The organism is Bartonella sp. OD88NMGDW (genome assembly GCF_042193775.1).
Taxonomy (GTDB): domain Bacteria; phylum Pseudomonadota; class Alphaproteobacteria; order Rhizobiales; family Rhizobiaceae; genus Bartonella; species Bartonella grahamii.
The window spans coordinates 171,606-197,686 of sequence record NZ_JBHIMA010000001.1 but is presented as its reverse complement, the minus strand read 5'-3'; the positions used below and the strand labels follow the sequence as shown (position 1 = coordinate 197,686).

Genomic DNA, 26,081 nt, shown 5'->3' with positions numbered 1-26,081 from the left:
GTATCTGATATACCGCTGCTTAATAAATGCCCCATATGCTTTTATCATACACATGAGATAAGGCTCATAAAGAATATCATTCACAAAACTCGTCACTCATCGCTTTTTGTATAAAGAATGACACATCTAACAGAAATTTTTTTTCATCACACTTGAGAAACCAGTAGAGAACTTCACTCTAACCCTCTCAAGTGTGTAATGAAATAAAAGACAAAAATTAATATATAAAAACGGAATTAATAATTTTTATTATTCTTATAAAATTATTTTAATGTTTCATGATTTTTGTAAAAACTGAACAGACCAATTGCCCAGTTTCTGCAATTAGTTTTTCAACACGAAGCAAATCAGGTTCCCCAACACTATTTAACAAAAGGTCACTTAATCCAGGTGGCATATCATTGGGATCAAGAGAATCATTTAAGCAAAGCCGTATAATTTGACTCAAATTTGTATAAAGATGATAGGCATAATGTAAATCAGCAATACATGACTGATTAAGAAAACTGTCTGGTAAGTGATCTAAAATATCAGCTGTTGTTGCTCCAATTTGAAACTCAATGACATGCGTAATAAGAGAAAATTGAGCAATAAACTCCAAATCCATAATGCCACCAGACATCGTTTTTAAATCCCATTGATTTTTTGGCGGCTTTTCTTTTGCAATCAAGGAACGCATTTCACATACTTCTTTTGCAACTTCCTTCTTATCACGAGAAATAGCAATAATTGCACACACTTCATTTTCTAGCTTTTGTAAAAAATCAGGATCTCCTGCAATGCCTCGAGCCCTTGTTAAAGCAAGATATTCCCATATCCATGCTTCTTGGCGATAATACTTTTTAAAAAATGGAAAAGAAACAGCAACAGGTCCTTTATTGCCTAACGGCCGTAACCTTAAATCAACGACATAAAGAACACCTTGGCTTGTAAGAGTGGATAAAGCAGAAATGAGGCGCTGTGCTAAACGCGTATAATATTGAGAGATATAAAGAGGCTTTTCTCCATCAGATATTTCTGCATCATCATCGTGTTCATAAAGCAAAACGAGGTCAACATCGGAATCTGCTGTTAATTCGCGACTTCCAAGCTTCCCCATACCCAATATGCCAACACGCCCCCCTTTAATACTACCATGAAGACGAGAAAATTCCTCTTGAACGGCAGCAAATGTTTTTGTAATCATAAGATCAGCAAGCGCAGTAAAAGCAAAACCCGCTCTTTCTCCTGTAATTGCACCATTCAAAATTCGAATACCAATTAAAAAACGTTGTTCATCTGCAAAAATTCTTAAATGGTCGAGAATTTCCTCATAAGAAAGAATATTTTCAAGAAAATATTCAAGCCGTTTTTCTAAATACGCTTTTGTTGGTAATTCTGAAAGAATATTCGGATCTAACATTCCATCAAAAACATGGGATCTGCGTGTAATAATTTCTGCAAGACGTGGAGCAGCACCCATAATAAGGACAAGCATATCCAAAAGAGAGGGATTAGACTGTAAAAGACTAAAAAGCTGAATTCCTGAAGGTAAGCCCTGTAAAAAACTATCAAAACGCAACATCGCCTCATCAGCTCGTTTTGTCCCACCAAAAGCTTTCAAAAGAGCTGGTGTTAATTCCGTTAATCTCTCGCGTGCTTCGGCTGATTGCGTTGCTTTATAACGACCACAATGGAGAGTGCGCATAATACGACAAATATCACTTGCTCTTTCAAAGCCTAAACGGCTTAACGTTATTAATGTCTCCGGATCATCTTCTTCACCTGTAAAAACTAAATTACCAATTTCTAAACCAAGTTCTTGCTCATTCTCAAACAGTGCTGCATAATGTTTTTCAACAACCTGAAGTGTTTTTAATAAATCACGGATAAAACTGTTACTGTCTTGATAACCCATTAAATAGGCAACACTCGTGAATTGAGCAATATCATTTGGAAGAAGGTGTGTTTGTTCATCGAAAAGCATCTGAATCCGATGTTCCACATTTCGAAGAAAAGCATAACTTTTTATAAGACTATTTCTTGTTTTCTCACTAATCCAACCAAGCGTGTGAAGTTCTGCTAACATTGCAACTGTCTGACGTCCACGTAATTGAGGAAAACGCCCACCGGCAATAAGCTGTTGTGTCTGAACAAAAAACTCAATCTCACGAATACCACCACGACCTAACTTTATATTATGCCCATAAGCTGCAATTTGACCGTAATTTTTATGCGCATGAATTTGACGTTTGATCGAATGAATATCAGCAATAGCAGCGTAATCTAAATATTTCCGCCACACATAGGGAAAAAGCTCTTTAAGAAAGTTAAAACCTGCCCTCTTATCGCCAGCAACTGGACGTGCTTTAATCATGGCTGCTCGTTCCCAATTTTGTCCACGCCCTTCGTAATACCGCAAGGCAGTCCTTACTGGTAAGGCCAAAGGGGTTGATCCTGGATCTGGACGAAGCCGAAAATCAAGACGAAAAACATATCCTTCCGCAGTGCGTTCTTGAATGATACGGATTAATCGGCGTACCATTTTAGAAAATACGTCAACACTTTCAGAAAGATTACCAATATGAGGTGATGTTTCATCAATGAAAACAATAAGATCAATATCAGAAGAATAATTAAGTTCCCCTGCTCCTAATTTTCCCATCCCTAAAATAATTAAACCACAGTCTTTTTCTGGATTCTCACGGCTTAATAAATTGATCTTACCATGATCATGCGCTTCTCTTAATAGAAAACGCAGCGCTACACTTAATGCTGCTTCGCCCAAACGTGTCAACCAAGCACATGAAACTTCGTAAGTAAAAACACCACTCAAATCAGCTAAAGCAATGAGAACATGCGCTTCTCTTTTTTTGCGCCTTAAAGCAGCCATTAATGAAGTTTCATTTATAGATTCATCCTTATCAATAGCCGTAATATCATCTATAATTTCGCTCAGCCTTGTTTCTATATCAACATTTAATAAAGCACTAAGATATGATGGATTGGCAATTAAAACCTCACGCAAAAAAGGAGATAAGGTCATAACTGAACTGATAAAATCAATCTGCGTTCCACTCTCTAAGATAAGGGAAATAAGAGATTCTAAACCTTCTTCCCTTGCTTGTTCTTCCATGTCTTTTAACCATTGGGAACCACTTTTATCGAGAGGGCATAAAGGGAGAAGCTGTGTTTTTAAAAAAGCTTGTTTCGTCTGCGCTCCCTTGAAAAGCATTTTGCCTTCCTTTCTATTGCTTTATACTTTTAAAATAGTTGTTACGTATGAAAAGAGAAAAGTGAAGAAAAATATCTTTAAGGAAATAACAAAACAGCCCTAAGCCCTGGATTTGCATTTTCAAGTAACAACTCACCCCCGTGAAGCTTCATAACTGCTTTTGCTATACTTAAACCAATCCCAAACCCAGGTTGTGTGCGGCTTTCTTCAAGACGAACAAATCGTTCTGTCACTTTTTCACGTTTATCCTCTGCTATTCCTGGTCCATTATCGCTCACAACAACTAATAAATGTTCATCACGATATTCCATTGATAAGCAAACCTCCGCTTTCCTTTCACCTTTAGACGCATATTTAATGGCATTATCTATAAGGTTAAAAATTGATTGTGCAACAAGCTCACGATTCAACTTAAGCTCTTTATCAAATATATTCCCCAACCGAAGTAAAACACCTGACTCTTCAGCAAAAGGTTCGTAAATCTCAACAGCATCTTCAAGGATCAGTTTCATATTCATCATTTCAAGATGCTCAATCGCACTGCTGGCCTCAATACGTGAAATCATTAAAATCGCATTGAACGTACAAATAAGTTGATCTGATTCTGCAATAACCCTATCAAGGACCTGACGATATTCAAGCTTTGTCTTATTTCCTGAAAGCGCCTCTTCAGCGCGATTTCTAAGACGCGTTAACGGCGTTTTCAGATCATGAGCAATGTTATCTGATACTTGACGTAAACCAATATTTAACTCTTCAATGCGGTCTAACATAACATTAAGATTAGCTGACAATCGATCAAACTCATCCCCTACTCCAGAGACAGGTAAACGCCCACTGAAATCACCATCCATCAAGCGCTGTGATGCAGCCGTTACATGATCAATCCTTTGTAAAGCTCTCCTGCCAACAAAAAACCATATGAGTAAAGCGCCTCCAACCATTGCAGCAAGTGCAATGACCACAGCTTTACGAATAACCACTGCAAAACGTTCTGGCTCATCCAAATCGCGTCCTATAAGAATCTTCATAGCATTAGGTAAATCAACAATAACCGCCAAAGCGCGATGTTCACTTGTTTTGCCATGTTCTCCAAAACGGGAGTATAAAAAAGAGGTAGAAATAAAACCACTCTGATTCAAAAGACCTAATTCAATACGTGCTACATTTCCTGCTAAAATACGCCCCATAGAATCCGTGACAAGATAAAGAAATGCTCCTGGTTGTCTTGAACGATAATCAATAGTGCGCATTAATAAGGATAATCCTCCATAATTATAAGCATTTTCAATATACTTTAATTCTTCATGTAAAGCCTGTTCAGTTTGCTCTGTTAACAATGAAGCAGAAAATGCCGTCATATAAATAGAAAGCCCTGTTGCCACCAATCCAAACAATAAAATGTAAAGTGCTGAAAGCCTTAGCGCCGTCGTGCGCATTATATTAATCAAACGATTCATGCTTTGTTATCTGGTGCTTTCAGCATATATCCAGCTCCACGCACGGTATGGAGAAGGGGAACATCAAAATCTTTTTCAATTTTGGCTCTCAAACGGGAGATATGGACATCAATGACATTCGTTTGTGGATCAAAATGGTAATCCCAAACATTTTCCAAAAGCATAGTGCGTGTAACAACCTGCCCCGCATAGCGCATCAAATATTCAAGTAAACGAAACTCTCGTGGTTGCAATAGAATGTTTCTATCACCCCGTTTTACCGTATGTGCTAGCCGATCAAGCTCAAGATTACCTACACAATAAACAGTTTCTGCTTCTTTAGGATTTTTCCGCCGTTGTAAAACTTCAACACGCGCAAGAAGTTCAGAAAAAGCATAAGGCTTTGTCAAATAATCATCTCCCCCTGCACGCAACCCCGTTACACGATCATTGACTTGCCCTAAAGCAGACAGAATAAGAACCGGTGTTTCATTGCCTTTAGCGCGCAATTCAGCAATAATAGAAAGACCATCACGATGCAAAAGCATTCGATCAACAACCATAACGTCATAATTTTCCGTGGTCGCTAAAGCGTATCCCGTATCCCCATCATAAGCAACATCAACGGAATGCCCTACTTCCAAAAAAGCCTTTTCGAGATAATGCCCCGTCTCATGATCATCTTCAATAACGAGTATCTTCATAAAACGTATCTCCATTACTTTATTATGTTGTAGGACAAATGTTTAATAAACATTTGTCCTACAACTAAAGCCTTATTTTTTCAAAATTGGTAGAGCAACAAAACGATTTTGATCATTTGTTCGCACTTGTAAGAGTATAGCCTTTCGTCCTAACTGCTGAGCATTTTTGATTGTACTAACAATATCAGAGACTCGTTTAACCGGTTTATTATTTACTGTCACAATGATATCACCAGGGCGTATCCCTTTATCTGCAGCATCTGAATCGGTATCGACCTCCGTTACGACAACCCCTACACCATCATCAGAGGGTATAACAATCAGACCATAATCTTCCAATGTTTCATCTAAATCACCCCGTTCATTTGAATATTTTGAAGCCTCTTTCTTACTTTCATCTTCAGACATTGAAGCGAGCTTAACCTTGATACTCTCCTCCTTACCTGATCTCCAAATCCCTATAGTTACCGTTTCTCCTGGTTTAATATTTGCAATACGTTTCGCCAGCTCACGCGTATCAGCAACCTTTTCATTATTCACTGAAATAATTACATCACCCGCTTTAATACCAGCCTTTTCTGCCGGTCCTTTTAACGGATCAGTAACCAAAGCACCTTTGGCTTCTTTCAAACCTATTGAATCGGAAATCTCCTTTGTTACCGGCTGAATCTGAACACCTAACCAACCACGTTGAACTGAACCTTTTTCAATAAGTTGTTGTACAACCTGTTTTACAGTCGCTGCCGGAATAGCAAAAGCAATCCCAACATTTCCTCCAGAAGGAGAAAAAATTGCTGTATTAACCCCAACAACCTTTCCATTAAGATCAAACGTTGGACCACCAGAGTTTCCTCTATTAACAGCAGCATCAATCTGAATAAAATCATCGTACACACCAGTGCCAATATCACGTCCACGTGCAGAAACAATACCTGCTGTCACAGTTCCACCAAGGCCGAATGGGTTCCCAATGGCAACAACCCAATCCCCAACACGAAGCTTTGAATCATCACCAAAATCAACATAGGAAAATTTTCTTTTATCACTCACTTTTAATACGGCAAGGTCGGTTTTGGGGTCTTTCCCAATGAGCTTTGCATTCAATTCTGTACCATCATCAAGAACAACAGTATAACTTGTTCCATCAGAAATCACATGATCATTGGTCACGATGTACCCATCAGACGAAATAAAAAAACCCGATCCAAAAGCAACAGGACGGAGTCTTTGCGATTGGTGGGGAAATTTATTTTTAGGTTTATCAAAATCATAAAACTCTTTAAAAAATCTTTTTAAAGGATGCTGGTCTGGTAATTGATCAAGTCCTGGACCACTAAAAAAGTTGCTAAAGAACCTATCTTCTTTCTTTTTATTGCTCTTTACTTGTACTGCTACAACGGCTGGTTTCACTTGAGCAACAATATCGGCAAATCCCTGTTGTTGTATTAACGAAGTAAATACAGAACTTGCATGAGCCTTTGTTATCCACAAGCTTGATGTACATCCACTAAAAAACAGTGCACTTTCCAATATCGCAGAAAAACTCACTGCGACAAATGTTTTAAAGAAAGCCTTTTTAACCATTTACTCTATGCTCCTATTCAATCATACCTTTATTCCAATTTCGATCACTTATAAAACACCAGACCTTACCATTTTCTGTCTAAATTATTAAAGTTTTGTAAGGTTTCAGTATTCCCTAATATAATTACAATAAGATTGTATGCTCATTGCAGATGATCTGATTTTTTTCTTTTATATAACATCTTTTTTAATGCAATGGCATTTTTGGCTGTTCTTCTTCATTCACATAACTCATTATTTTCTCATGATTGTTCCGTTTGAAGTGGAAAAATATGATACTTGCGCCAATGATGATAATGATCAAAGGCGAAAACCATAAAAACCAAGTTATTTTATTCAATGGTGGCTTCAAGAGAATAAATTCACCATATCGCTCAACAAGAAAGTCAGTGACTTGCTGATTACTATAGCCCATTTTTAGCCTTTCCCGAATTAAAAGCCGTAAATCACGTGCTAAAGCAGCATCTGAATCATCAATTGATTGATTTTGACAAACCGGACAACGTAAATGCGATGAAATATGGCGTGCTCGCGCTTCAAGAATCTTATCCTTTAAAATCTCATCCGGCTCTACTGCTATTGCTAATTGAAAAGGAAACGTTGCAATTAAAAAAAATACAATCCAAAGAATTTTTTTCATCTCAATGTCTTTTCCAAAAATTTAAAGCAGGCATTACCCTATTGTACATACCAATGCGAAACCAATACCCCAGAAGAGAAAGACATCCCCCCATAGCCATCATGAATGCCCCTAACCAAATACATATTACATAAGGCTTCCACCATACATGCACAACAAGACCCCGATTATCGATATGTCCTGGTACAATATATAGCTGCGATAAGCCATGATTTTTCAGACCAACTTCTGTTGTTGATGTATTTTGGCTCGAGTAAAATCGCTTTGAGGCTGTTACATGACCCACAATGTTTTTATTTTCATATATTTTAAAATAAAACTCCATTGCCGAATAATTCGAACCAACATCATCATACACTGCATCAAAATGAAGCGTTTTATCCGCTATCGTCACCCTATCCCCTACGTTCATGATTAAAATACGTTCTTGCCCAAAACTTGCCACACAAACAATACCAAATAATGTAACACCTAATCCCATATGTGCTATTGCTGCACCAAAAGTAGACCATGGCAATCCAAAAAATCTCTTAACGCGTACTGAAAAAGCTCTCTTGCCATATCCACTCTTTCCCCATAGATCCGCTAAACTGCCTAAAAAAACAAACGCTGAAAGCCCAATCCCTAAAACGGCAAAAATATCACGCACAGATGTCGCATAAAATATTATAAAACAGACGATACCAACCAATACAAAAACAAACCATAACCGTTCAAAAACTGCAAGAAAATCACCGCGTTTCCATGCCATCATTGTCCCAAACGGAACAAACAACAACAGCAAAACCATTAGCGGTCCACAGGTAAGGTTAAAAAAAGCAGCCCCTACAGAAATTTTTTGTCCTGTTAATATCTCAATAAAATAAGGATAAAGCGTACCAATCAATACTGTTGCTGTTATTGTTGTTAGTAACAAGTTATTTAAAACAATAAACCCTTCACGTGAAATTGGTTGAAAAAAATTTCCTGTTTTTAAAATAGGGGTGCGCAAAGCAAAAAGAAGAAAAGCCGCTCCTGTAAAAAACAATAAAAGTGCAAGAATTGCTTGCCCCCGTGCTGGATCAACAGCAAAACTATGAACAGAAACTAAAAGCCCCGAACGCACAAGAAAAGTTCCCATCAGAGAAAGGGAAAAAGTAAGCAGCGCTAAAAACAAAGTCCAACTTTTTAATATTTCTCGTTTTTCGAGAACAAGAGCAGAATGTAAAAGAGCCGTTCCTGAAAGCCAAGGCATAAACGAAACATTTTCAACAGGATCCCAAAACCAATACCCCCCCCATCCTAGCTCATAATAAGCCCAATAGGAGCCAACCATAATACCCAATGTCAAAAAACACCAAGAAAGTAAAAGCCACGGACGAATCCCACGCGCCCAAATTCTATCAACACGTCCCATAATCAATGCCGCAACGGCAAAAGAAAAACAAAGTGAAAAACCGACATAACCTAAATAAAGTAGCGGTGGATGAATTGCTAATGCGATATCTTGTAAAAGAGGACTGAGACCATTTCCCTGTAATGCTGGTGGATTCACACGTAAAAATGGGTTGGATACAAAAAGAATAAATAAAAGAAAAGCAGTTGTAATCCAACTTTGGCAAATTAAAACAAGCGTCTTAAAATCTTCTGGCAAATGTTGGCTAAAAAAGGCCATCAATGCGCTAAAAAAAGCAAGACTTAAAACCCATAACAACATAGAGCCTTCGTGGTTGCCCCAAACACCGGTAATTTTATAGAGCATCGGTTTTTCTGAATGAGAATTCTCAACAACGTTCAAAACAGAAAAATCAGATACGACATAAGCATAAATTATCACTAAAAAAGATAAAAGTAGTAATGTAAAAGTGATATATGCTAGAGGAACAGCTGTTTGCATTAACAAACGCTCTCTCCACCAAACACCTAAAGCAGGTAAGAACGCCCCTAATAAGCTTACTGAAAATGCTGCAGCTAAAAAAATATGACCCAGTTCGACAAGCACAATCGAATTATTTCTCCATACTGTAATATTTTTTCAAACGATCAGCTGTTTCTTTAGGCATATAAGTTTCATCATGTTTTGCTAAAATACGCATCCCTATAAAAAAACCCTGTTTATCAAAATGCCCTTCTACAATCACTCCCTGACCTTCACGAAAAAGATCCGGTAAGGCACCGTTGAAAACTACTTTTTCATGTTTTTTGTTATCCGTTACAAAAAAAATAACGCCTCTCTCTCCAACATATTGAACGGTTCCCTTTTCAACAAAGCCACCCAAACGCAAAGGGCGCTCCGTTAAAATATCTTCTCTTGTAATTTCAGAGGGCATTCTAAAAAAACTGACCGCATGACGCATTGCATACACTATGAGACTTGCTGCAATTGTCATAACCAAACAACATAATAATATGATCAGTAAGCGCCTTTTTTTTCGCTGCTCTAAAATAACCTTCCATGAGGCAGAACTCTTTAAAGATTGACTGTTCATAGACACTCTGCGAAAAAAGTTTAAATACGTTATAATTAAGTATCAATATTTTATTTCTTAAGAGCTTTGCACATCTTCTACACAGGTGCAAGATTTCTTTTCTCTGTATGCTCACGCGATAAATCACGTAACTGAATCATCATTTTTTTAACACGTGATTGTCCTGAAAAATTTTCAGGCATTGTATCAAGAAAGCTTTGTAAAAATTGCACTGCCTGCGCAGTTTTTCCTGCTTGATGCAATGCATCGGCCAACAACAAACGTGGATAAAAATCTGTTGGCGCTAAATCTGCTGCTTTTTGAAAAGCATTTTGTGCTTCTTGTGTTATCACTCCCCCTTCATAACCAACCAATGCTAAACCATATCCTACAAGCCTTGGAGCTGTTTCTCCATTCAAACGAAGTGCGTCTAAATAAGTATTCACAGCCTCTTGAAAAAGGCTTTCTTCGAGATACCCTACCGCTAACGCATCTGCTAGCTTGCCATCATGAGGTGCACGGAAAAAAAGCACTTGTAAACGAATAAGCTTTTCTTGCTTACTAAGAGTTTTAGGATCCTTATCCATTAATTCGCTAAAAAAATAACTTTTCACTTCTGGACTGCCTGTCAGACCATAAATATTCCATGTCATAAGAAGAACAAATAAAATACTTAAAGCCTTAAGAATATTTCTTTTTTTATAATGCATATAAAGCTTGTTAAACTCAATCGTATGCTTATGACTTCTATAGCCATCCACGGTTTGAACTTTCCATTCTTTCTTTATATCATCGTCAAAACGTAGTGAAAGAAAAAGAATACTTGCCAGAAAAGTCAGAAAAAATGCTGCAAAAATTAATAAAAGCATATCATTTTTTTCCAATACGCACAGAGAATGACTCGCTTACATTTTACCATCTTCATGAGAAGAGTGATGTGAATTGATAAAAATTCATTTTTTCATGGAAAATATTATAAAATCTATTGTCCATTTTTCTTATATATATCAATTAAACAAAGAAACTCAAAACAATGTCTCCTTACTCTTTATGTATTATCTGAAAATACTGCTTTACAGACTTTATAGACATTTCTTGCTTAAGGAAAAAATGTGTTATTCTCCCATCTTAGGTAATAAAACTTTTGCATACAACCCACCCAAATCAGAACGTGATAAAAAGAGCTTGCCACCATATTCACTGACCATATCTGAAACAATTGCTAGCCCTAAACCTGCCCCTAGTTTACTTTCATTAAACCGCCGCCCTCTTTTTAATGCTTCCTCCATTTTGTCTTCTGTTAAACCAGGGCCATCATCTTCTACAAAGATACTAAAATATTCTGTTTCTTCAACATTTTCTTCTAAACAACAAGAGATCAAAACCTTTGCTCGAGACCACTGAGTAGCATTTTCAATCAAATTCCCTATAATTTCTTCTAAATCTTCCTTCTCTCCAGAAAAAACAATATCATCAACATCCATAATAAATTGAATTTGTTTTTCAGGATTAAGCTTTTTCATAACCCGCACTAAACGTTCAAGCACACTGCGAACAGACGTATGATAGACAATACTATCGCATTGTGCTGCAATCCGCGCACGCTGAAGATAATGATTGATTTGAGCTTGCATTATTTGCGTTTGCTCTCTCAACAAACAAGCCTTTTCTCCGCGCATCTTATCTGTCTCATTCATAATCACGGATAGAGGCGTTTTCAATGAATGAGCAAGATTACCAACCTGTGTGCGAAATCGCTCAATAATACGCTGATTATTATTAATGAGAGCATTCATCTCTTGTACAAGCGGCATTACTTCGCTTACTAAATCCGTATTCACATAGTGAACTTTTCCTTCGCGAATATCATTCAATGCGCGTCGAATAAGCTTCAACGGTTGAAAACTAAAGAAAATAATAGCAATATTAATAAGGACACTCCCGATACCAAAACTCCAAAGAAAAATTTGCAAAGTTCGCTTAAATTCCTTTACCTGGGCATGAGCTTCATCGATATTCCCAACAAGCCGAAAACGTGCAATATGATTTTCATTATCAAGAACAACATCACTCTCAATCACTTGTAGCTTTTGACCATTGTTCCCCTTTATCCGATAAGAGCGAAAGAACTTATTGTCAAAAGGTATATCAACATCACTTGGTGTAAATATCTCGCCTGTTCCCAATGAGGGGGATGTCAATCTTCCTTTTAAATTATGGGATATCGCAACAACTTCCCAATACCATCCTGTTGTTGGATCAGAATAACGAATATCATCAATCCCAGCCCCTCCTCTCAAAGTACCTTCCGATGACACCGTCACTGTTGCAATAAGACTGTAGAGTTGAGCAGAAAGAATACGCTCTAGGCTTTGTTCAGTTGAACGTTTATAAAATAAAATACTTACTGCAGAAATCGATAAAAGAGAAATAACAACCCATAATGTTGATAAGACCATAACACGTAAACTGAGAGATCGAGTAATTACAAAAAAGAACCTCCTACACCAATTATTCTCTTCGAAAGTATTCATTAATCACCTAGCGTTCTCACGCGATACCCCATTCCTCGAATAGTTTCAATCAAATCCACTCCAAGCTTTTTCCGTAACCGACCTACAAAGACTTCCACCGTATTCGAGTCCTTATCAAAATCCTGATCATAAAGATGTTCAGTAAGCTCTGTTCTTGAAATGACCCTATCACAATGATGCATGAGATACGAAAGTAGTCTGAATTCATAAGATGTTAGTTTAATCAACTGACCATCCACAAAAACACGAGACGTCTTCGTATCCAACAAAACATTTCCGCAACATAATGCACTTGTCGCATGTCCCGTAGCGCGACGAATTAATGCCCGTAAACGCGCCATCACTTCCTCCAAATGAAATGGCTTCACAACATAATCGTCAGCCCCAGCATCAATACCGTGCACCTTATCAGACCAACGGTCTCGCGCTGTTAGCATTAAAACAGGCATGGAGTGCCCTTCTTGACGCCATTTTTCAACAACACGAATACCATCAATCTGCGGTAAACCTATATCAAGTATCACCGCGTCGTAAGACTCTGTGCTACCTAAAAAATAAGCCTCTTCACCATCGAAAGCACTATCGGAAACATATCCTGCACGTCTTACAGCTTCTACTAATTGATGGTGAAGATTCCGATCATCTTCAACGATTAAGATACGCATCACAACACCATCTGCCAAAAACTAATCAGCAGGAACAAAAAACTCAACACGACGTAACTTTTCACCATTACGGGCTGGTACAACAACTACAATTGCACACATGTCCTTTCCGTCCTGAACTACCGATTTTGAACGGACGAGAACCCCGCTCTCTTGCGCGGCAACCTTCTTACCTACTTCAGCACACCCAGAAGCTAGAACAGAATCTGCTCCTAAAAAAGCTGCTATTATTACAAACAAGAATTTTTTTTTCATCATAAATATTTCAATAACCCATCTCTTCTTTTCCTTGATAAAGAATAAAAGAAATAATGTTTTTTTTGGGTCGACTTAAAAATCACAAATGGAAATAATTTATCCTCTATCTTACAGAAGAACACATTAATATTATTCCAAATTTTTAAAAACTCAAAATAAAATATTTTTAATAATGAGAATAAAATTTATTCAATAAAATAATAAAATCTTAATACACTATCTTACGAAAAATGAATAATTCTAAAATAAACTCTTTCTCTGTTAGCACTATAGCAAAAAAATACTTCTACTCCATATAATTATTGTAGATTTGTTTGGTTGTATTTCTTTGCCATAGGCTCTCTTTAAATGTTTGATTTTTTTAAAAAAAAGAAAAGGCAACATCGTAAGCCATTTCACAGTCCTGCTCTCATTGAATTAGACGCACGATTAGACACAGCGCTTTATCACATTCGTTCTGCTAACAGTTTTTTCTGGAAAAAGGCAAAAATCGTCTCACAAAATTTTCATCTTCAAGGATGGAAACGTTTTATCGTTGAAGTTCTCGATGAAATACTGACATTAGGGTTGATGGGATTTACTCTTTTCACTATTTTAGGCATTTCTATTTTTGAACTGACCAAAACAGATTGGTCTTCTCCTAAAAACTTTTCCATTCTTTTTCTAGATCGCTATGGAAATTCCATTGGGCACCGTGGTGCATTGCCAGCGATCTCTGTCCCCGTTGAAGAAATGCCTGACACTGTCATTAAAGCGGTTCTTGCTACAGAAGACCGTCGTTTTTTTGATCATTGGGGTATTGATTTTCAAGGACTTACACGGGCAATTTCACAAAATATGCAAGCTAACGGTGTGGTGCAAGGTGGCTCAACTCTCACACAACAATTGGCTAAAAATTTATTCTTAACAAACGAGAGAACCATAACACGTAAAATCAAAGAAGCTTATCTTGCTCTTTGGCTAGAAGCAAATTTTAGCAAAAAACAGATTTTACAACTTTATCTTGACCGGGCCTATATGGGAGGAAATAATTTTGGTATTGCCGCAGCGGCAAAATTTTATTTTGGAAAAAACATACGTCATATATCCTTAAGTGAATCTGCTATGTTAGCAGGACTCTTTAAAGCTCCAACAAAATATGCTCCTCATAGTCATCTCTTTGCGGCTCAAACACGTGCCAATGTAGTCCTTTCTAATCTTGTTAATAGTGGCTTTATGACGAAGAGCCAGATTATCAATGCGCATCGCCACCCTGCTAGGGCACTTCCCCAAATAGAAAATAATCAGGCTGATTATTTTCTTGATTGGGCATTCGAGGAAGTCAAAAAAATGCGTAATCAACTTCCAAGCCATAGTTTAATTATTCAAACGACCCTTGATCCGAATATTCAAAAAGCAGCAGAAGAATCAATTGCATATCATTTACATCAATATGGTCAACAATATCGCGTAACACAAGCTGCCACTGTTATACTCGATAATAACGGTGCCGTATGCGCAATTGTTGGAGGACTAGATTATAAAAAGAGTCAATTTAACAGAGCAACACAAGGCGGACGGCAAACTGGTTCTTCATTCAAACCCTATGTTTACGCAACCGCACTGGAACACGGACTGTCTCCCTCAACAATCGTTCTAGATGCTCCCATCAATTGGGGGGGGTGGACACCAAAAAATAATTCTGGTCGTTATTTGGGGAAAATTGATTTAGCAACAGCTTTAGCTTTTTCCATTAATACAGTCCCTGTGTATCTCACCTATCAATATCTTCACCGCGATACCCAACCCATCATAGATCTCATCAAGAATATGGGGATTAACGCGCATATTTTATCACACAAAACGATGGTTCTTGGCACTTCCAACATGACCCCCATGGATCAAGCTACAGGCTTTAATGTCTTTGCGAATGGCGGGATAGCTGGTAATCGTCATGGGTTTACACAAATCAAAACAATTGATGGTCGTGTCGTGTGGGATCTCGAACATAACGGAAAAAAATTACACCGAGTTCTGAGTGAACAATCAACAGCTTATATGAACCAAATGATGGTGGGTGTCACAACACGAGGGTCTGGTAAGCGTGCTGCTCTGCCTATGACTCTTGTCGCTGGGAAAACTGGAACATCACAATCCTATCGTGATGCTTGGTTTGTTGGCTTTACTGGTAATTATACTGGAGCGGTATGGATGGGAAATGATAACTTTTCACCGATGAATCGTGCTTTTGGGGGTGGAGTCCCTGCCATGATATGGCAACGCATCATGCTTGCTGCACACCAAAATATTATGCTCAAACAACTCTATGGTGTTAAAGATTCTCTTCTTCCTTATCATCCCCCAATACTTTCCTCCCATGTAGATTCTGAATTTTTTCCCCCAACACCCTCTACGCTTTCTCCTGAAACATTGAATATTGTGCGATTGATTAACAAAGATCTGAAAAAACCATCTGCAATTTCTTTGAAGATGAAAACAACTGGAGATTCAACATTTTGAATTCAAGATATTCACTGATGTTTTTTAATATCACCATTTTCTTTTTTATCTTCGCTTTTTCTATTTTATGTGGAAAATTGAGTGTCGATTATGTGCTCAATTCCTTTCATCATTTTGGACTCTTTAGAATTGGAAAATGGAGTGCTTATCCACAAATGGGAACCGCCAATATGGATCCCTATACCCGCGCCCGCACCGCTAAACAAGGCATTGTTTCACTCGGACGTACTGAAGGTATACAATTCCAGATTTGGCAAGATAACCAAGGGCGTCCACTCCACCCTCGCTGTGATTATTTGCTCAAAGGCACCATTCCTGAAACCCGTCTTTTTACCCTTTATACAGCTGACAAATCCCTAAAGCCCTATACTTCATCCAAAGAAATACCTTTTGAACTCCACACGAACGCTATTACTTATGAGCATGATGGCTCATTGCGCATCAATATTTCACCTACACCGCAAGCCGGCAATTGGCTTGCAACAGTTAGTCAAAAAGAATTCGGGCTTATTCTTACCTTATACGATACCCCAATCATCTCTGCAACGGCATTACAAAAGCTTACAATGCCATCAATAGAACAAATTCCATCAGGACAAATAAATTGTGACTAGATTCATTTATATCGCACTTCTTGCAATCATTGGCGCTATTATCGTTCATATTTGCGTTCTCTTTCTCATCCCCTATTGGGCACAAAATAATATATGGACAGCACTTAAAAAATCCGGCGCCCCTTATCAATTTGTTGCTTTTACTCCCGATAATCCTATTCAACAATCTGCTGATCCACTCTTTCTTCTTAAAGTCTGCAGATTTAATCTTGAAAATGGACCTGTTCATTTAAAAGCTTTGAAAACACGACAATTTTGGTCACTCGCTGCTTACACACACAAAGGAATTATTTTCTATAGCCTTAATGACCGAACAGCCCCTGATAATACACTCGATCTTATTATTGGAAAACCAATACAAATAATAGAACTCAAAAAATCAAAACCTAAAATAAATGCTAATTCAGTTTTGGTTGCTAAAAATTTGAATGAAGGTTTTGTCATTTTACGTATTTTTGCCCCTTCTTCACTTGCAAAACAAGAAAGTGAAGCTTTCCTTTCATCTGCGACCTGCCGCATATTTTATGAATAAAAACGGACTAATCTCTCATTTGTACAACACCTTACTTTCTATACAAAATCAACAAAGCATATAAAAATGGTTATCTTTTTTCTCTATTAATCGAATACTCGAATTCAAGTTTGTCTGATTGTAGATCCCTCAATTTTTTATTGAGGTAGAATGAAATCTCTATTGCACATCATCATATCCTATTTGATACGCATTATCTGACAGAAAAAACTCCCCGCAATCAGAAGAGAAAAATCAAGAGTAAAGTTCTAGAAAAATATGCTGTTAACGACTGTAAGCTTGCTATTTGAATTTATTTCTTTTTATTTACAAACGTTTCCATAAAGTTCGCATCAATGACATGATAAACTATAGAAGAAATACTGATTACCTTCCATGAAGTGCGAAAATAATCGCTGGAAACTTATAAGACATTATGCATCCTTGACCTCAAAAATAAGTGCTTTATTTTTCTCTTATAAGCAGAAGCTTTTTGTAAGATAGGCACTCTGAAAAAACTTGGCTTATAGTTTACAATTGAGGGGAAAAAACTTCATGAAGAAGAGATATGTTCGGTTCGTTTCAAGAGCAGCAGTATGGTCCCCTCGATTTGGTGGATTAGCGTTCTTTATTTTATTATTTTCAGTCATTTTACAACGTTTTTCCGTCATTAACGTAACCGACTTCATAATTTTGATCGGAATCTCTACCGGCTGTGTGATTATTTCTCTTTTTCTTGCTTTAAAAGCACTTTACAGCTTATGGGTCTATGGAGCCCTAGGGGGAATGAAAGCTTTAAAAGGGATCATTTATTCGGTAATAACGGCTACACCACTGATGTTATTTTTTGGACTTTGGTTTACCTTACCGGCTCTTTACGATATTTCTACCGATACACAAAGCCCGCCGGCTTTTTTTCGCACAATACGTCCCAGCGATGCTTTACCGCTCAAAAGTGTTTTGACTGAACAAGAAACATTACAGATGTCACAATGGCCAGAACTATCGGGGCGCCGTTATGATGGTTCACCTGACCGTATTCGCGAATCTGTTCTTAATGTTTTAGCAGACTATGATTGGCCTGTTGTGGCTCAACGAGAGTTTAAAGGTGAAGAAAATGCGCTTTATATTGAAACGAGAGCTAAAACTTTTTACCTTGGGTTTATTTCGGATATCGTGATACGCTTAACTGATGAAGGGGATACCACTTTTGTTGATATGCGTTCTGCTTCTCGTTATTTGCCAAGAGATTTGGGAACGAATGCTGCTTTTATTATCGATTTTATGGATGCCCTTGATACGGAAATCGCTTCCCTTCCTCTTTCACAAGACGATGAATAACGATCAAGAGCGAGAGAGAAGACACTTTATTTCACAAAAATTGCTTATTTTTCAATAAATCATGATACATAAGCAAACAATCACTTTTCAAAAACTATAAACTGACAATGCTTATACAAAAGACAATAATCTCAAAACAACTCATTCTTTAAATAATTAAAAAGATTCAAAAATAGGAAATAAAAAACAGAACTCTTGATGACAATACTGATTTAAAGTATCTATCCCAATGTAATCAGTAAAAATTTTTTAAAGATAAATATTATATAAAAATAATAACTTATTTTTTATAAATAACTCTACAAATAACACCTTATAATTATATTTTAAAATAATATAACAAATTGATTTTATATTATTTTAAAATTCCCATATATTTAACTAATAAACTTCCAGAATAATATATTATAAAAAATATAATTGTTGATAATATTATTCTTTTTATACTCCAGTTCTCACCTTTAAATCTATTGAAAAAAAACATGAAAAATCCAAATGCAATTGCTGTCACTAAGGAACTAATAAAAGTATACATGACAAAGAATCCAAAATAAAATATCTATTATCATAAACAAAAATATCCCTGAAATCAGTTTAGCCATAGCTTTAAAGTATGTTTACAATATTAACTGATCTCAGAAATATCTTTATAGCTATTTTCTAAATAAATTAGAAACAGCCTCCCTCTACTTTACGGATGACATTGATTGTACTTATCTATCAAACCGTTAGCAGTTCCTCCTAATCCGCCTCCTACTGCTCTAGGTAGACCAGCTACTGCACCCAAGCCCCTCCTCCTAATTACGGGGGGCTCCCACGAGACCGTCTGTGCCTACTGTTGAGCATAAGAGCCTGCGCTACAATCATCTTCTTCTGGAAAAAGCCAACTGTTTGGATGTGAGTTACTACTTTAATCATTTGATAAGCATGCTATTTAGCAAAAAATCAAATATAATTTGTAAAAATATATAAATTATAATAAATAATAAAATAATGATAATAACGTAATTCTATATTATTTTAAAATTCCTATATATTTAACTAATAAAATTCCAAAATAATATAATATAAAAAACGTAATTGTTGATAATATTTTCCTTTTTATACTCCAGTTCTTACCTTTAGATCTATTGTAAAAAAAAATTGAAAATCCATATATAAACGTTACCAATAAGGCGCCAGTAAAATTATTCATAACAAAAAAATCCAAAATAAAATATCTATTGTCTTAAACAAAAATATCCCTGAAATCAATTACCATAGCTTTAAAGTATGTTTACAATATCACTGATCTCAGAAATATCTTTATCGTTATTTTCTAAATAAATTAGAAACAGTGTTCTTCCACTTTACGGATAGCATTGATTGTACTTATCTTTAAAACCGATAGCAGCTCCTAATAATCCGCCTCCTACTGCTCTAGGTAGACCAGCTACTGCACCCAGCCCCTCCTCCTAATACGGCTCCCACGAGACCGCCTGCACCTGCTGCTTGGGCATGAGCGCCTGCGCTACAACCATCTTATTCTGGAAAAAGCCAACTTTTGGGATGTGAGTTACTACTTTAATCATCTGATGATGCATGCTATTTAGCAAAAAAATCAAATATAATTTGTAAAATGTATAAATTATGATAAATAATAAAATGCTGATAATAACGTAATTCTATATTATTTTAAAATTCCCGTATATTCAATTAATAAATTTGCAGCATAATATAGTATAAAAAACCTAATTGTTGATAATATTTCCATTTTTATACTCCAATTCCCACCTTTAAGCATATTATAAAGAATCATTAAAAATTCGTATATAAACGTTGCCATTAAGGAGCTAGTAAAAGTATTCATAACAAAAAAATCCAAAATAAAATATCTATTATCATATACAAAAATATCCCTGAAATCAGTTTAGCCATAGCTTTAAAGTATGTTTATAATATCACTGATCTCAGAAATATCTTTATTGTTATTTTCTAAATAAATTAGAAACAGTGTTCTTCCACTTTACGGATGGCATTGATTGTACTTATCTATTAAACCTGTAGCAACTCCTCCTAATCCGCCTGTGGCTATTCCACCTGGCCCCCTTAATACACCAATTAATGCTCCTGCGCTTCCCTTTATGGCAGCTGCTTCAACATAATCGATTGTTTCACAACTTGGATTCGGATGGCATTCATTGTACTTATTTATAAAACCGTTAGCAGCTCCTCCTAATCCGCTTGCTACTACACCTGCACCAGTTACGAAACCAGCTGCTGCTCCTATGCCTCCGTGTATGGCAGCTGCTTCAACATAATCGATTGTTTCACAACTTGGTGCCGTATGGCATGCATTGTATTTATCTACCACAGCGTCACCAGCTCCTGCTAGTCCACCTCCTATTGCTCCATTGACAAAGCCAGAACCGACACCTTTCGGTCCAGAAAAAAGACCTCCAACTGCACCAGCAATACCTCCTATTATTTCTCCTATGATGCTGCCTGCACCTGCTGCTTGGGCATGAGCTCCTGGGCTACAATCATCTTCTTCTGGAAAAAGCCAACTTTTTGGATGTGAGTTACTACTTGAATCACCAGCTCCTCCTATTCCGCCGCTTACTGCTCCACCGAGTAAGCCAGAACTGACACCTCCCGGTCCAGCAATACCTCCTATTACGTCTCCTATGATGCCACCTGTACCTGCTGCTTGGGCATGAGCGCCTGTACTATAATCATCTTCTGGAAAAAGCCAACTTTTTGGATGTGAGTTACTACTTGAATCATTTGATGAGCTTGAACTACCCATTTAAATCCTCCTTTTATTATTAAAAATAACTGTATCACAACGATACAGTGGGAATTTCATTATTATTCATTTTATAATAAGTCAAACATAATTTGTATAAATAACAATAAAATACTGTATAAAAAATAAATACATTATGTTTATATTATATTCACACAAAATGTATATTTTGTATAAATATAATACTATTTACAATACTGTTTAAATATGCGACATCAATCGCTCTTTCTCTTAAATAAAATCATAAATTCAAATGAGTCATTCACAAGAAAAACCTGTATCATTCTCTTGGTTTACAAGAACAACAAAGAAATATATCTATTATGTCATCGAACTCAGTTGCGTTGCTGTTGTTTTGCGTTTGCTGGGCTTGGTGAATCCTTTTATTTTTCAAGCGATTATCGACCGTATTCTCCCTTTTCAGCGTATTGAAAGTCTCTATGCTATCGTTGTCTTGATGGTTGCTATCATGCTGTTTAGCACAGCTCTTAGCACTCTATCAGGCTACTTAGGTGCCTATTTAGCCAATCGGCTTACGCTAGAATTTGGACGGCGCATTTACACCCATCTTTTAAGTCTCTCCTTGCCCACTTTACGCCGTTGGCAAGTGGGAGAATTGTTTTCACGTATTGGAGAAGTTGATACAATTCGCGGTTTTTTAACAGGAACCATCGCCACAACTGTGCTAAATGTTCTGTTTGCCATTATTTATATTGCTGCACTCTTTTCCATTAGTCCGAAACTGACCTTCATTGTCCTTATCATTTTACCTTTACAAATGGGTTCTTTAGCGTTGGTCGGTCCCTTCTTGCGCCGCCAATTACGCCGTGCTTTCACTCTGCAAGCTGTCCATAAATCGCGCCTTATTGAAAGTTTTACCAATCTTGAAGCCATTAAAGCACACGTAAAAGAATCTGCTCATACAATACGCATGCAAGAAACTTTAGCCCGTAGTTTAGATCAAAGCCTTACAACCAGTAAATTGCATCTTCTCAATGGAGCCATGAGCCATATTTTTGGTGATCTTTTCACTATTTTTATTATCTTTTTTGGTGCTCAGGCAGTTCTTCAAAACCAGATTACACTAGGGCAACTTATTGCCTTTCATCTCCTCGCTGGAAATGTTTCTGGTCCTATCTTAAGCCTTGCATCCCTATGGGAAGAATGGCAGCATTTGAAAATCTCTCGTCTTCGTTTGGGCGATATTCTTAACTCCCCTTCAGAATGGGAAGAAGAAAAGCCGCCTCTTCAACTCAGCGCTCCTCCTCATCTTGAAGCCAACGATCTCTGTTTTTCTTATGGAGATAAGTCCATTATCAATCATCTTGATGTCTGTTTACAACCTGGGCAACCAATTATGTTACTTGGTCCTTCAGGGTGCGGAAAAACAACCTTGGCGAAGCTCCTTTGTGGACTCTACCCCCCAACAAGCGGAAAGATATTGATTAACGCCCAACCTTTACAGAATTTTGATGTCCGTAGCGTGCGTAAAACAATCGCGTATTTTCCTCAAAATCCTTGCCTTTTTTCCGGAACTATTCTTGAGAATATGCTTCTTGCTAAACCAGATGCCACTAAAGATGAAATCGACGCTGCACTATATGTTAGTGCTTGCCATGATTTGATTGCTCAGTTGCCTTTAGGACTTAATACTCAAGTAGGAGAGCAAGGTGGTTTTTTATCAGGTGGTCAGCGCCAACGCTTGGCTTTAGCTTGTTTCTTTCTGATAAACCCAAGCCTTCTTATTTTGGATGAACCTACTTCCGCATTGGATGACACTGTCAGTGCACAAATTGTTGAGCATTTATATAAACTTTCGCAAGAACATATTGTTCTTGTTATTACCCACAAAAGTGACCTCTTTCCTCAGCATGCAACCGTCTTAAACTTTACTGATTTGGAGGCAAAAAATGGCAGATAAAGCTCCCTATTTGCGCCCTTTGTCACCAACGCTTCATATGGTTGTTGCTGTTTTGGTCACCTTATTTCTCTTTATTGTGATCGGCAGCTTTATCGCAAAAACAGAGATTGTTGCACGAGGACAAGGAAGTGTTATTCCCACCACCTATGTTCAGCTGGTCCAAGCGCAAAATACAGGACGCATTGAGAAAATCCTTGTAAAAGAAGGGCAATTTGTTCATCAAGGTGATCTCCTTATTCAATTAGATCCTCGTGAAGCCCTCAATGAGTGCGCACGTGTTCAAGCAGATATCGCGCAACAAACCCTTCAAGCACAAATCGCAACAGCTATTTTAACAGCTTTGCATGAAAGTGATCCTTTGGATAAAGATTTTGTGACCAAAGGGCTTGCCTATCTGCCAGCTCCTCCTTCTGGCAATCAGACTGCAAGAATAGAAGGGGAAAAACTCATTAGCGCTACCCTTCAATCTCTCCAAGATAAATTAAGAGCGCTAAAAGCACAAGCGGACCGCGTCGAGCGCAGCGGTGCAACACAACATGCGCAATTAGATAGGTTGGAAGATGATCGTCAATTAAGCCAAGGAAAATTAAAAGCTGCAAAAAGCCTAATGGAAACAAAAGTCATTAGCCAAGCCTTTTATTTAGAGCGTTTACATGACTTTAAAAATGTCGAGCATGAAATTTTAACCAATCAAAGACGTTTGGAAGAAAATGCCGCCGAAATAAACACCCTCCGCCAACAACGGAAAAGTCTCATTTCCGATGAAATCGCCCGCTATCGGCAACTTTCGCGTGAAACAGAACTGAATCTTCAAGGATTAAAAGCAAAGCTTGATAGCACTCAATACCATCTTGACCACTTATCACTTTATGCACCTGTTGATGGACGTATCGATGATTTAAGTATCCATACTTTGGGCGGCTTTGTAGAAGCTGGTAAAACTCTCATGCGCATTGTCCCTGGTGCGGGCGGTCTCATTGTTGAAGCGTTTTTTGATAATCGAGATATTGGTTTTTTAGAAAAGGGCCAACGTGCTTACATCAAGTTTTCTGCCTTTCCACCTGAACGTTTCGGTGTTATCCACGGTACAGTCGTTAATGTAGGCGCTACAGCGCGCTATAATAAAGAAATTAATGGTGTCTATGCTGTTTTAATCAAAATTGACCAAGATCACATCACTTTGAATAACAAACATCTTAAATTTATCCCTGGCATGACTGTGACAACGGATGTCATTACCTCAAAACGGCGTCTCATTTCCTATTTCTTTGAACCTATTACCAAAGTTTTAGAACAATCTCTAAAGGAAAGATAATGTCTGTAAATGAAAATTCATCACCATCACTCATAGATCCTCTTACGGCTTTGGGTGCCATGATTGTTTTAATGCTTACATCTCCCTTATACCGCCGCTGGCGAATCTGGGATATTGAACGCAACATAGGACCCGCCTTACAGACTGGGCAATATAAACTCTATAAAAATGAACGTGGAGAATTTTGTGCCTTTATCACTTGGGCTTTTTTAGATGAAAAAAATCATCAATCTATGCTTGAAAAGGGAGAATTTTTATCCGATGCCAATTGGCAGAATGGAAAATACGTATGGTTTATTGATTGTGTAGCACCCTATGGACATGCTGCTGGTATGGTACGTGACATGCAGCGGTATGTGTTTCCTAATCAGCATTATTGCTACGCTGTTCGACGTAATGAAGATGGTGAAATACGAAAAATTGCGCGCTGGTGTTGCTACAGAGCACAAAATCCAGCCAAATAGTTTTTCTAAAGCAAGTGCGGATAAACCATTTCCCCTCCCTCTTATAAAAAAGAAGCTTTTAAAAGAGCTCTTTAAGCGATAGCTATAGTAAAAGAAAGCCTTTCCATATTTAGAGCTAATCCGCTACAAATGGGTATTTTTCAGCTTACCAGACTTGCTATGAATAGCAACAGACGGTTAAGGGGATTGATCCACTCTCAAGCCGAAATTTGATTAACTAATTTTACTAGAATTGGCTGGGGTACCTGGATTCGAACCAGGGAATGCCGGTACCAAAAACCGGTGCCTTACCGCTTGGCTATACCCCAAAAAAACATGCTTTATAGCAACTCTTGCACCTTATAGCGATTCCTGTGATTGGACGCAATATCTGAAAATCAAAGACCTTACTTTTTTATCATAAAGTGCCTGAGTCTTGTATGGCATTGCATCAATACAAATTCGTAGCAGAAACTGATATACGGTTGTGCTTTTAACACAAATAGAAACCATTTATCCACCAATTATTTTGCTCTTTGTATTGATGTCCTAGGAACAGAAAATGAAAATCTTGTAGTTTACTCATGTATCTAATAAATTAGCATATGATTTGCTTTTCTTGATATATTCAAATCTCATCTTGCTTCATTAAGATAAAAGCTGTCACCATTGGGGACCGGTAAAGTATGTGATAGTGCTGCTGTGCTCTTTTATTAAGCGTAAAGATGGTAATGTCCACTGGCTTTTACATTATATTATTCATGGGTAGCGCCATAAAATGAAATCAAGCACATTGAAAAATATCTCCTAAAAAATAACACTTAATATTCTGTTGAAAACACTATGATACACCTATAGGTTAGAAGAGTTTTGCAAAAATTAAAAACATTTTATATGGTATTTGAAAAAATATAGATACAAAAACAAGGAATAATAGCTATTTCCATTTACTTTTTATTCAAAAGATAATGATATTTATTACCCATTCATAGATGTAAAAAATCTTCAGAAGCAATCTTTATATAGACCGAGGACCTTTTGATTAATGAGCATGCATTTCCTAAAAGCTTCTTTTACAAAAAGAGAGACATTAAAACTAATTTCATACAAATAGGTATTCAACATTTGCTTTTAAATTCGGTAAATGGCAAATTAGGCTTATGA

At 37.2% G+C, this 26,081-nt stretch carries 19 protein-coding genes and 1 tRNA gene; 7 read left to right on the top strand and 13 right to left on the bottom strand.

What is annotated here, in order from left to right; translation table 11 throughout:
• Nucleotides 1-268: 268 nt before the first annotated feature.
• From ACFIJR_RS00915 to ACFIJR_RS00865, 11 genes are all read right to left on the bottom strand, one after another.
• Entirely contained in the window at nt 269-3,214 is a 2,946-nt protein-coding gene (locus ACFIJR_RS00915; protein WP_375625091.1) for a bifunctional [glutamine synthetase] adenylyltransferase/[glutamine synthetase]-adenylyl-L-tyrosine phosphorylase, read from the bottom strand.
• 77 nt (nt 3,215-3,291) lie between these two features.
• Entirely contained in the window at nt 3,292-4,674 is a 1,383-nt protein-coding gene (locus ACFIJR_RS00910) for an ATP-binding protein (RefSeq protein ID WP_375653235.1), read from the bottom strand.
• Nucleotides 4,671-5,357: a response regulator transcription factor gene (locus ACFIJR_RS00905; protein ID WP_012754868.1), complete on the bottom strand. Its 687-nt coding sequence runs from the start codon at nt 5,355-5,357 to the stop codon at nt 4,671-4,673. Before ACFIJR_RS00905 ends, ACFIJR_RS00910 begins: the two co-directional genes overlap by 4 nt.
• A gap of 72 nt (nt 5,358-5,429) precedes the next feature.
• Nucleotides 5,430-6,941 (bottom strand): Do family serine endopeptidase, encoded by a 1,512-nt coding sequence (locus tag ACFIJR_RS00900; RefSeq protein ID WP_375625755.1) that lies wholly within the window; start codon nt 6,939-6,941, stop codon nt 5,430-5,432.
• A 187-nt stretch (nt 6,942-7,128) separates the two neighbouring features.
• Nucleotides 7,129-7,581, bottom strand: coding sequence for a cytochrome c-type biogenesis protein CcmH (locus ACFIJR_RS00895; RefSeq protein WP_375625753.1), 453 nt, complete (start codon nt 7,579-7,581; stop codon nt 7,129-7,131).
• Nucleotide 7,582: 1 nt separating this feature from the next.
• The gene (locus ACFIJR_RS00890; RefSeq protein WP_375653233.1) at nt 7,583-9,562 is read right to left on the bottom strand and encodes a heme lyase CcmF/NrfE family subunit; all 1,980 of its coding nucleotides are present in this window, start codon (nt 9,560-9,562) and stop codon (nt 7,583-7,585) included.
• A gap of 7 nt (nt 9,563-9,569) precedes the next feature.
• Nucleotides 9,570-10,049, bottom strand: a complete 480-nt coding sequence (gene ccmE / locus ACFIJR_RS00885; RefSeq protein WP_375625097.1) for a cytochrome c maturation protein CcmE — start codon at nt 10,047-10,049, stop codon at nt 9,570-9,572.
• A gap of 77 nt (nt 10,050-10,126) precedes the next feature.
• Nucleotides 10,127-10,897, bottom strand: coding sequence for a tetratricopeptide repeat protein (locus tag ACFIJR_RS00880; protein WP_375625749.1), 771 nt, complete (start codon nt 10,895-10,897; stop codon nt 10,127-10,129).
• A gap of 246 nt (nt 10,898-11,143) precedes the next feature.
• Complete coding sequence (locus ACFIJR_RS00875; RefSeq protein ID WP_375625099.1) at nt 11,144-12,562, bottom strand: ATP-binding protein; 1,419 nt, start codon at nt 12,560-12,562, stop codon at nt 11,144-11,146.
• The gene (locus ACFIJR_RS00870; protein WP_375653230.1) at nt 12,562-13,227 is read right to left on the bottom strand and encodes a response regulator transcription factor; all 666 of its coding nucleotides are present in this window, start codon (nt 13,225-13,227) and stop codon (nt 12,562-12,564) included. Before ACFIJR_RS00870 ends, ACFIJR_RS00875 begins: the two co-directional genes overlap by 1 nt.
• A 21-nt stretch (nt 13,228-13,248) precedes the next feature.
• Nucleotides 13,249-13,485 carry a hypothetical protein gene (locus ACFIJR_RS00865; protein WP_375625100.1) on the bottom strand — a complete coding sequence of 79 codons (237 nt, stop codon included), beginning with the start codon at nt 13,483-13,485 and terminating at the stop codon, nt 13,249-13,251.
• A 348-nt stretch (nt 13,486-13,833) separates the two neighbouring features.
• Here ACFIJR_RS00865 and ACFIJR_RS00860 point away from each other — a divergent pair, with 348 nt between their 5' ends.
• From ACFIJR_RS00860 to ACFIJR_RS00845, 4 genes are all read left to right on the top strand, one after another.
• Nucleotides 13,834-15,984, top strand: coding sequence for a transglycosylase domain-containing protein (locus tag ACFIJR_RS00860; RefSeq protein ID WP_375625746.1), 2,151 nt, complete (start codon nt 13,834-13,836; stop codon nt 15,982-15,984).
• Nucleotides 15,985-16,001: 17 nt separating this feature from the next.
• Complete coding sequence (locus ACFIJR_RS00855) at nt 16,002-16,598, top strand: DUF1214 domain-containing protein (protein ID WP_375651574.1); 597 nt, start codon at nt 16,002-16,004, stop codon at nt 16,596-16,598.
• The gene (locus ACFIJR_RS00850) at nt 16,591-17,130 is read left to right on the top strand and encodes a hypothetical protein (protein ID WP_375653227.1); all 540 of its coding nucleotides are present in this window, start codon (nt 16,591-16,593) and stop codon (nt 17,128-17,130) included. The genes ACFIJR_RS00855 and ACFIJR_RS00850 overlap by 8 nt, the downstream gene beginning before the upstream one ends.
• Nucleotides 17,131-17,664: 534 nt before the next feature.
• Nucleotides 17,665-18,450: a DUF1499 domain-containing protein gene (locus tag ACFIJR_RS00845; protein ID WP_375651575.1), complete on the top strand. Its 786-nt coding sequence runs from the start codon at nt 17,665-17,667 to the stop codon at nt 18,448-18,450.
• A gap of 2,005 nt (nt 18,451-20,455) precedes the next feature.
• Here the strand turns inward: ACFIJR_RS00845 and ACFIJR_RS00840 are convergent.
• A complete protein-coding gene (locus tag ACFIJR_RS00840; protein ID WP_375653224.1) occupies nt 20,456-21,238 on the bottom strand; it encodes a hypothetical protein in 783 nt (260 codons plus the stop codon).
• A 253-nt stretch (nt 21,239-21,491) separates the two neighbouring features.
• On the opposite strand from ACFIJR_RS00840, the gene ACFIJR_RS00835 reads away from it, so the two are divergent.
• Genes ACFIJR_RS00835 through ACFIJR_RS00825 form a run of 3 tightly spaced genes read left to right on the top strand, consistent with a single transcriptional unit; the run spans nt 21,492 to nt 24,938 of the window.
• Nucleotides 21,492-23,159 carry a peptidase domain-containing ABC transporter gene (locus tag ACFIJR_RS00835; RefSeq protein ID WP_375653222.1) on the top strand — a complete coding sequence of 556 codons (1,668 nt, stop codon included), beginning with the start codon at nt 21,492-21,494 and terminating at the stop codon, nt 23,157-23,159.
• Entirely contained in the window at nt 23,149-24,474 is a 1,326-nt protein-coding gene (locus ACFIJR_RS00830; protein WP_375653219.1) for an HlyD family type I secretion periplasmic adaptor subunit, read from the top strand. The genes ACFIJR_RS00835 and ACFIJR_RS00830 overlap by 11 nt, the downstream gene beginning before the upstream one ends.
• Complete coding sequence (locus ACFIJR_RS00825) at nt 24,474-24,938, top strand: toxin-activating lysine-acyltransferase (protein WP_375648832.1); 465 nt, start codon at nt 24,474-24,476, stop codon at nt 24,936-24,938. The genes ACFIJR_RS00830 and ACFIJR_RS00825 overlap by 1 nt, the downstream gene beginning before the upstream one ends.
• A 233-nt stretch (nt 24,939-25,171) precedes the next feature.
• Here ACFIJR_RS00825 and ACFIJR_RS00820 read toward each other — a convergent pair.
• Nucleotides 25,172-25,246, bottom strand: a tRNA-Gln gene (locus ACFIJR_RS00820).
• Nucleotides 25,247-26,081 lie beyond the last annotated feature (835 nt).

Bases quoted from the DNA above. Each gene is read 5' to 3' on its own strand.
- ACFIJR_RS00915 (WP_375625091.1), bottom strand. From the start codon at position 3,214: ATGCTTTTCAAGGGAGCGCAGACGAAACAAGCTTTTTTAAAAACACAG.
- ACFIJR_RS00910 (WP_375653235.1), bottom strand. From the start codon at position 4,674: ATGAATCGTTTGATTAATATAATGCGCACGACGGCGCTAAGGCTTTCA.
- ACFIJR_RS00905 (WP_012754868.1), bottom strand. From the start codon at position 5,357: ATGAAGATACTCGTTATTGAAGATGATCATGAGACGGGGCATTATCTC.
- ACFIJR_RS00900 (WP_375625755.1), bottom strand. From the start codon at position 6,941: ATGGTTAAAAAGGCTTTCTTTAAAACATTTGTCGCAGTGAGTTTTTCT.
- ACFIJR_RS00895 (WP_375625753.1), bottom strand. From the start codon at position 7,581: ATGAAAAAAATTCTTTGGATTGTATTTTTTTTAATTGCAACGTTTCCT.
- ccmE (WP_375625097.1), bottom strand. From the start codon at position 10,049: ATGAACAGTCAATCTTTAAAGAGTTCTGCCTCATGGAAGGTTATTTTA.
- ACFIJR_RS00880 (WP_375625749.1), bottom strand. From the start codon at position 10,897: ATGCTTTTATTAATTTTTGCAGCATTTTTTCTGACTTTTCTGGCAAGT.
- ACFIJR_RS00875 (WP_375625099.1), bottom strand. From the start codon at position 12,562: ATGAATACTTTCGAAGAGAATAATTGGTGTAGGAGGTTCTTTTTTGTA.
- ACFIJR_RS00870 (WP_375653230.1), bottom strand. From the start codon at position 13,227: ATGCGTATCTTAATCGTTGAAGATGATCGGAATCTTCACCATCAATTA.
- ACFIJR_RS00865 (WP_375625100.1), bottom strand. From the start codon at position 13,485: ATGATGAAAAAAAAATTCTTGTTTGTAATAATAGCAGCTTTTTTAGGA.
- ACFIJR_RS00860 (WP_375625746.1), top strand. From the start codon at position 13,834: ATGTTTGATTTTTTTAAAAAAAAGAAAAGGCAACATCGTAAGCCATTT.
- ACFIJR_RS00855 (WP_375651574.1), top strand. From the start codon at position 16,002: ATGTTTTTTAATATCACCATTTTCTTTTTTATCTTCGCTTTTTCTATT.
- ACFIJR_RS00845 (WP_375651575.1), top strand. From the start codon at position 17,665: ATGAAGAAGAGATATGTTCGGTTCGTTTCAAGAGCAGCAGTATGGTCC.
- ACFIJR_RS00840 (WP_375653224.1), bottom strand. From the start codon at position 21,238: ATGGGTAGTTCAAGCTCATCAAATGATTCAAGTAGTAACTCACATCCA.
- ACFIJR_RS00835 (WP_375653222.1), top strand. From the start codon at position 21,492: ATGAGTCATTCACAAGAAAAACCTGTATCATTCTCTTGGTTTACAAGA.
- ACFIJR_RS00830 (WP_375653219.1), top strand. From the start codon at position 23,149: ATGGCAGATAAAGCTCCCTATTTGCGCCCTTTGTCACCAACGCTTCAT.
- ACFIJR_RS00825 (WP_375648832.1), top strand. From the start codon at position 24,474: ATGTCTGTAAATGAAAATTCATCACCATCACTCATAGATCCTCTTACG.